This is a genomic window from Dyadobacter koreensis (assembly GCF_900108855.1).
Taxonomy (GTDB): domain Bacteria; phylum Bacteroidota; class Bacteroidia; order Cytophagales; family Spirosomataceae; genus Dyadobacter; species Dyadobacter koreensis.
Genome location: NZ_FNXY01000010.1, coordinates 120,518 through 128,543 on the forward strand (window position 1 = coordinate 120,518; position 8,026 = coordinate 128,543).

An 8,026-nucleotide genomic window follows, 5' to 3' on the forward strand; every position below is an offset into this window, starting at 1 on the left:
GATTAAAAAGTAAGATTGAAACCAACATTCAACAAGCGCTGCTGTGGATATACCAAGGCATTTCCTGACGAGATTTCAGGGTCGATCTCATATTTTTTTACATTATCAAGAGAGAATAAATTGGTCGCATTGACATACAGACGAAGCCCCGACAAACCAATTTTTTTCGCAAGTTTCTGATCGAAATTATAACCAAATTCTATGTTCCGAAGACGGATATAACGCACGTTCGTAATCCAGAAATCACTTTTACGGAAGTTAACATGGCTTGTATTATCTTTTCGCAAAGCTGGATAGGTTCCCGGGATCCATTTGCTGTTCGGATCGAACGGATCCTCGCGATGCCAGCGATCTTCGAGCATAAAATGGGGAGAAGTTCCGTTGTTTTGATAAGGTATTTTCAACTCCCAGTTTCTCTGGAAACTTTGCATAGATGCACCGGCGAAATCGAAAAACAGTGAAAATCCTTTGTAGGCGAGACTTCCGTTAAAGGCAAAACTAAGGTATGGGTTAGCGCCTTCGGCATATCCGATTGGTCTTTCGTCCAGCTCGTTGATGATACCGTCATCATTTATGTCTTTGTAAATAAAATCACCAGGCAACTGCGTTCTGTTTCCTTGTCCGTCGTTATCAACGGTATGATTTTCGATATCCTGCTGAGACTGGAACTGGCCTTCTACCTGATAACCCCAGTTGATGTTTCCCCAGCGGTCAACAAAAGAACTCCGATATTCATTGTAAGAATTTCCAAACCTTGGTTTATAAAAATCCAGATCTTTTCGACGAGACAGAGTAGCGTTGGCACTGAAAGTATAATCTACCTGGCCCGCAGAACTTTTGTACGTAAGAACAGCTTCAATACCTTTATTCACATCTGAATTAAGGTTTTCGTTTGGCAACGTATAGCCAACCTCGGATGGAAGCAAGACATCATAACGAGCTGCTGGCAACCCTTCACGTTTGCGCTGGAAAATGTCTACCTGACCATTCAGTTTTCCGCCCATAAAACCAAAATCAATCCCGAAGTTGGTGGAAACATTGGTAATCCAGGATAGCGTAGTCACTGGCAAACCTCTTGGGCGCACCCCAATGTTATAAGCTCCGTCAAAAATGGCACTTCCCTGCAAGAAATTATATCCTGGTAAATAACTGAATGGATCAACGACAAACGGATCGTTTGGAAGGTGCGTCAAACGGTCGCTACCAGTCCTGCCATAGGAAGCACGGATTTTAAGGTTGCTAAATACATTTTCCAGTTTCCCCTTGAAGAAATTCTCTTCTGAAATACGCCATCCAGCCGATACGCCCGGGAAGAAACCGAAGCGTTTTCCGGGGGCATAAAGGAAAGATCCATCATAGCGTCCCACTGCTTCTACAAGATATTTTTGTTTAAAAGCATAATTTACCCGACCAATATATCCGGCCCGCGCCTCTGTGCTCCATTCATCCAATAGATAATCCTGGTTGGCGAAAGACATCAAAGGAATGTAATTATTGGGTGGTACCGTGTGGACGATCATATAGGTATTTACATTATCAGACTGCTCATAAGCACCAACCGCTGAGATTTCATGATCACCAAAAGTCTTGTTATAGCTTAGCTGAAATTGAGCAAAACGGTCAACGATATTACGCTTGCGCCGCTCCCTCCACGGGTTCTGGTTTCCACCACCTACGACGACATCGTACGTATCTTTTTCGGCGTTGTAAGTGTATGCGTCATACGTGTATTCAAAACCGTCGAAGTCGAAATTGGTAAAACCATAGGAGTATGTTCCTTTGGCTTTTAAACCAAAACCAAAATCATATTCTGCAAAAAAGTTGCCTTTTACAACGCGAGTTAATTCATCAATATAGCCTGTAATTTCCTTGGTATAAGTTGCAGGATTGACGTTGACATTATGCGTTTGGTTGATATAATTCGGGTTGTCATTCGCATAAGGACGTTCCGTTGGCCACATGGTGAAAATACTAAGAAACGGATTGAAGTAATCGTCAAGACCCGGAACTCCAACCTGGGATCTGTTTTCGATACGGCCGTTGATCTGAGTTCCGACTTTCAGTTTTTTGGTGATATGTGCTTCGATATTTGCCTGAACGTTGGTTCTTCTGAACTTATAATCTTTGATCAGAGCGTCCTGATTCAGCTGTCCGAAAGACAGGTAATAATTTATTCTCTCGGTTCCGCCTGATACGTTTGCATTCCCGTAGTATTGCGGAACATTCGGGCGCATCACCATTTTGTAGTAATCAAAACTCTGATATCCTTTTTCAGTTCCGGTTTTCCATTTTGCCAGTTCTTCCGGCGTGATAGAAGGCGTGCGGCCCTGGTTCACGTCCGATTCAACCAATCCGCGCATATGCTGATAAGCGTTGGCAGGCTTTGGATAACGGGTAAAATTTTGCAACCCGTAGTAACCTGAGAGATTAATTTTTGCTGGCCCATCGCCTGCTTTTCCTCTTTTGGTTGTGACCAGGATCACACCATTAGCTGCCCTTAAACCGTAGATTGCGGCAGAAGCATCTTTCAGAATTGAAACGCTTTCGATATCGTTTTGACCTAAATTATTAAAATTGGTCGCGTCAGAAGGAATTCCGTCGATTACATAAAGAGGTGTTCCCATGTTACGTATCTGAATCGAGGTCGAATTTCCAGGACGGGCGTCTGCCTTCCGGGCTGTAATTCCCTGCACCCGACCAACCAACGCATCGGATGTGCCAATCGAGGGTGTTCTGATCAGATCTTTTGCCTGGATATTACTAACGGCCCCAGTCACTGTGGCGGCAGATTGGGTTCCGTACCCAACTACGATCACTTCCCGAAGTTCTTCATTACTTGGAACCATTACAACTTTGATGGTAGACTGGTTTCCAATGGCAACATCCTGGGAGGTATAGCCAATAAATGAGAACGTGAGGGTTTGCGCATCATTTGGAATGTTCAATACATAAGCACCGTCGGCGCCGCTGCTGGTTCCAATGGATGTGCCCTTCACAACAATACTTACGCCCGGAAGCGGATTGCTGTTCTCATCCACGATTGAGCCTGAAATGGTTTTATCAATGTAATTTTTTACCTCATAAGTGATGATGGTTTTACTGGTATTTTTCGAATTATTTAGCGCAAATGCGCCCTGTGGGCCGAAACAGGCAGCTGCCAGGAAAACGCCGAGGGTTTGGGAAATACCCCATTCCGGATATCCGTTACGTTTTTTCATTGTGTAAAAAATTAAAATGAGAGATGAGATAGTAATTTTAATTATTAGTGTGTATTTGTATAGATCAAGAAAATATTGAATTAATTACATTTGAAATTGGCTGTACCTTTCCTGTTGCAACATTCCCGTAGAAACAGTGCTGATGAGGCGATTGCGGTTTATAATGAGGGTTTTATTAACCTAATTTTTGAACGTATCAGATAAACGTTCAGGCAATGATATGTGAAGTTATTTTCATAGGCGAGAGATGTTTGGTTGAATGACGCGTATTAAAAGGTAATAGCATATAATTAAACTGGCCGTTGCCGGAGCAACGGCCAGCGAAATTTATTCTTTAACTACTTTCATAACTCCCGTCATCAAGCGCCAGTGACCTGGGAACGTACAGACGTAAGGATAATCACCAACTTCTTTTGGTACCACAAATTTCAAACGGTATGTTTGTTCTGGATTTACCAAGGGCGTTGCTGCAATAATTTGAGGGATATTTGGTACATAATTTTTTTCAGCACCATCTTTTGCTGTAATCATTTTATCAGCTGCCGCACCGATAATTGCTGTTGTTTTTGGTTTTCCAACAACGATATTATGCTGCATCGCATCAGGGTTTTCAAAGATGATTTCAACCGTCTTTCCAGCTACTGCGGTAAATTCAGTCACACTGAATTTCATCTCCTCACGAATCGCTTTGATACGAACGATCTGGACATTAGGATCCGAAGCCACTTCATCCTTGATACCGTAAGACTCCATAAGTGTTGTGAATTTAGCGCTTAGGTCATCCTGAATATTTCCTTTTACAGAAGCAAGTAAAGTGCGGTTGGCATCAGAGAGTGTTTCTTTACGCTTTGGATTCCATGCGCCAAGGACACCTTTCAAAACAGCATTTCTTCCCTGCGGATCAAGAGATTCGGCTGTTTTGATTAGATCAAGTACTTCGTCACCGGAAGCATAAGAAGTATAACCACGTGCAGCTCTTTCCAACGCAAAGTCAGACAAACGGTCCAGACGTTTCACTTCGAAACTTTTGCTCATCGTGTTATTTTTGTTCTCGTCTTTTTCCGGAACTACGTTGTCAACATCAACCGTCGCTGTCACGCTCACTTTTCCTGACTCGTCCGACGTAAATCCGAAACCCGCTTTCCATGGACCGTTGTTTCCTTCCGTTAGTTTAATAGTTTCGCCAGGAGCAATTCCGGCGTTTAACTGACGACTAACATAATTGGTATTTAAAGAGCGGCTTCTGATACCTACATTCACAACCGGAACCAGCTCTTTCGGTACTGCAACGCTTCCCTGATTGGTAATTTCAATCACAACTCTTGCATATTCCCGAACATAAGGAGTCGCCGGTTCGATGGTAATATTCGTAATGGCTAACTCAGCCGAACCTTGAACAGTCACTTTATTGGATTCATGATTATCGTGGTTTATTTTCGAATGGTCCATGACAGTTTTCTTGGAATCCGTTCCTGTCGACTTTTGAGATCCAGATTTGCTTACGCGCTCAGCTAAATATTTCTGACGTAATTTTCCATCATGTGAGTTCAGGATCGCGGCAAATGCATCCGGCATCCACCGGTCGTCAGCCTGCGCATAACTGTCAAGAAGTCCGAGAACAGCAGTTTCGATTTGCGGTGTCAACGGAATTTCACAGAAAGCTAAAAGTGTATTTAAGACAACCAAAGGTTCCTTGTCGTGTAAAGCATCAATAGAAAGCAAAGTCTGAGCCGAGGCAGCAGTACGAGGTAAAACCTGAACGGCAGTTTTACGAACTGCATTACTTGGATGTTTCAAGGCAGCGTTTACTGCGGTCAAAACTTGTGGATCTTCTATTGAATTCAGTCCATGAAGCGTCCATAAAGCGTGGATTGCAGCGGTATTTAAACCGACTTCATCGACAGACTTGTCATTTACCAAAGCAACAAGCTGAGGAACTACGTCTTTTTGTCCACGTTCAACCAGCAATCTTTGTGCGTGGCGTCTCCAGAGCATATTGGTGTTTTTCAAAGTCGCAACCAATTCTTCCGGACGACTTTTGCTCAAAGAAACAGGTTTGTAAGCTGGTGCTTTTTTGTAAGCCACGCGGTAGAGACGACCGTGTGTGAAATCTCTCAAAGGCGTCTCGTAAGCATTTCCTGCACCGTTTTCAGAGCCTTTTGGTGTAGGGTTATGCTGAATAATGTAGCTATACCAGTCTGCAATCCAAACGGCTCCGTCCGGACCAACTTCTGCAAAAACAGGAGCAACCCATTCGTCCGCACCAGCTAATAAATTGAAGCCAAGTTTGTCTTCATAATCCGTTCCCTTTTTGTTCATAAAGTTCTGGTGAAGAATATGTCCGGTTGGCTCCGATACAAATGCTACATTATTCCAATACTTTTTAGGGTACGCACGGGCAGTATAGAAGTTATGTCCTGCAGCAGCAGTAAAACCGCCGAAAACGTCAACCTGACGAACTTTTGGGGTGATAGGCTGCATGTCCTTATGCGTATCTGTGCTGCGGCTTCCATTGTCAACTTTGCTCGCTCCGAAATAGCGATTAGGAATTGCGCTATACCAGCCGTGAGAGTTATTCGCGGTAGAACCGAATAGATCACCCGCTTCGTTAAAGCCTAATCCCCATGTATTGTTTGATGTTTTTGCAACAATTTCCATGTCAGAACCATCAGGTTTGAAGCGGAAAAGTGCCTGTCCAAAATCCAGATTATCGCTTTTTCCAACTTTACCTTTAAAACCGGAATAACCTACTGATCCATAAACCCAGTTATCAAAACCATAATGAAGGTTTGAAGGCCCGGCGTGTGTGTCACCAGTTCCGAATCCGCTGAAAAGAATTTTCTTAACATCTGCTTTATCATCGCCATCAGTATCCTGCAAGAACAACATATGAGGTGCCTGAGAAACGATCAGACCGCCGTTAGCAAAAACCAATCCGGTTGGAATGCTCAGATCGTCAGAGAATTTCGTGAATTTGTCAGCCTTCCCATCTTTATCTGTATCCTCACAAATCAGGATATAATCGCTTCCGCCAGTATCTTTTCTTTCGTTTGGATAATCTTTTGTGATCAATACAAATAATCTTCCGCGCTCATCCCACGTCATCGCGATTGGGTGCATTACGTCAGGTTCGTGCGCGAAGATGTCCAATGTGAAATCAACCGGAATCTGAATATGTTTTACAGATTCCTCAGGAGAAAGCGGCAATTGCTGCATCTGAGCACCAGGACGCTGTTCGTAGTTCGGAAGTTTTGCTTCTCTGTATTCGAAAGGTTTTGGGGCCAAAGCTGCAAATGATTTTTTAGCATCGTCATTAACTGCCCAAAGAATTCCTTTTTCTATCAGATCGTGAAAACCCGGAACAGCCCAGGTACGTTCGTCGTGGCCATAAGCTGTATAAAAAACGCGTCCTTTCCCGTGCGTACGAACCCATGTGTACGGCTCTTTTTCAACACCTGGTTTATCTTTTTCCTGATCTTTCTGGATAATGCGCTCCGTAAGAATCACATTGTCAGGTTGTAGTAATTTATGTAAATAGGTTTCATCAACCGTTTTGAAAGACTTTACACCAGCAAGTGCCGGATGTTCAGGTTTTGTCCAGACAGGCTGAATGGTATCCCAGGTATGTCTCCAGAACTGCCCTCCGATTAATTTCACAACCTCAGGATTGTTACGGAAGCAATAAGATGCACAGTGAACCGGAATAAATCCTTTGCCGCTGGCAACGTAATCCAATAATGCCTTTGCCTGCTGCGGAGCGATCGAGTCCCAGTTTGCATAAAGCATTAATGCATCATATTTGTTCAATGTTTCCGGGTTCAGGTCATTCAAATCGTCGGTATAAGTGAAGTTAATTCCCTTAGGTCCAAGTGCCGCCATGATTTGAGGAGCACGTTCAGAGGATTTGTGATGGCCGATCGTATCTCCCAGGAAAAGCACCTCAATCCTGCGCCCCTTAGCGGCCTCAGTTTTACTCACAGCATTTTGTGAGGATTGCTGGACGGCACATCCCAGAAGAATAATGCCAGTTATAAAAGATAAGACTTTGGTTTTCATTTAGATATTTAAAAAGGTGTTTGTAAGTCTAAAATTTAATTTAATCCCATTCAGAAATGTGTTGAAAGTCAAATAAATATTTTTCCTGATAATCAATTTCAAAATCGGTTAACATTTTAATATATTCCTCTCGGAAGGTCCTTGTTTTATGATGTACTTCCTGATTGCCAATATATTTAATTACGGCGTCAATGTGCGAACGACTATATGAAAAAGCACCGTAACCTTTTTGCCAATTAAAAACAGCTAATCGGTATTTGGCTTTCAGAAATTTGTTTGAAGATGTTTTAATTTCTTCTACTAAGTCTGGTAATGACATTGTCGGATTGTATCCAATAAAGATGTGAATATGATCCGGCATTCCATTAATTGCCAACGGCTTCGATCTATTATTCGAAATAATTCCTCCGATATAAGCATATAATTCATCCTTCCAGGCTTTTTTAATTATGCTTTCCCGTCCCTGAACTGAGAAGACAATTTGCATATATAGTTGTGTGTATGTATTTGCCATTAATATGTTGTAGTGTGTTGAATTCGGTGAATCGATAAATATTTCGGTGCTCTGCACCTTTTCTGTTGTTTTAATTATTTTGTTTCTGTAAGTATTTCGGTGCTCTGCACCTTTCTGTTTTTTGACTATTCTGCTTTCTACAAATATTGCGGTGCTCTGCACCTTTTCTGTTATTTTAATTATTTTGTCTCTACAAGTATTTCGGTGCTCTGCACCTTTCTGTTTTTTTGACTATTCT

The 8,026-nt window shown here is 42.5% G+C and carries 3 protein-coding genes; all 3 read right to left on the reverse strand.

The genetic code is table 11. From position 1 onward, the window contains the following. Positions 1–2: 2 nt before the first annotated feature. The 3 genes from BMY70_RS27390 to tnpA all read right to left on the reverse strand — a co-directional run bounded on the left by BMY70_RS27390 (position 3) and on the right by tnpA (position 7,788). The gene (locus BMY70_RS27390) at positions 3–3,218 is read right to left on the reverse strand and encodes a SusC/RagA family TonB-linked outer membrane protein (protein WP_090341044.1); all 3,216 of its coding nucleotides are present in this window, start codon (positions 3,216–3,218) and stop codon (positions 3–5) included. Between the two features lie 327 nt (positions 3,219–3,545). Beyond that, complete coding sequence (locus BMY70_RS27395; protein WP_090341046.1) at positions 3,546–7,274, reverse strand: PVC-type heme-binding CxxCH protein; 3,729 nt, start codon at positions 7,272–7,274, stop codon at positions 3,546–3,548. A gap of 40 nt (positions 7,275–7,314) precedes the next feature. Continuing rightward, positions 7,315–7,788 (reverse strand): IS200/IS605 family transposase, encoded by a 474-nt coding sequence (tnpA, locus tag BMY70_RS27400; RefSeq protein WP_090341481.1) that lies wholly within the window; start codon positions 7,786–7,788, stop codon positions 7,315–7,317. Positions 7,789–8,026: the final 238 nt, after the last annotated feature.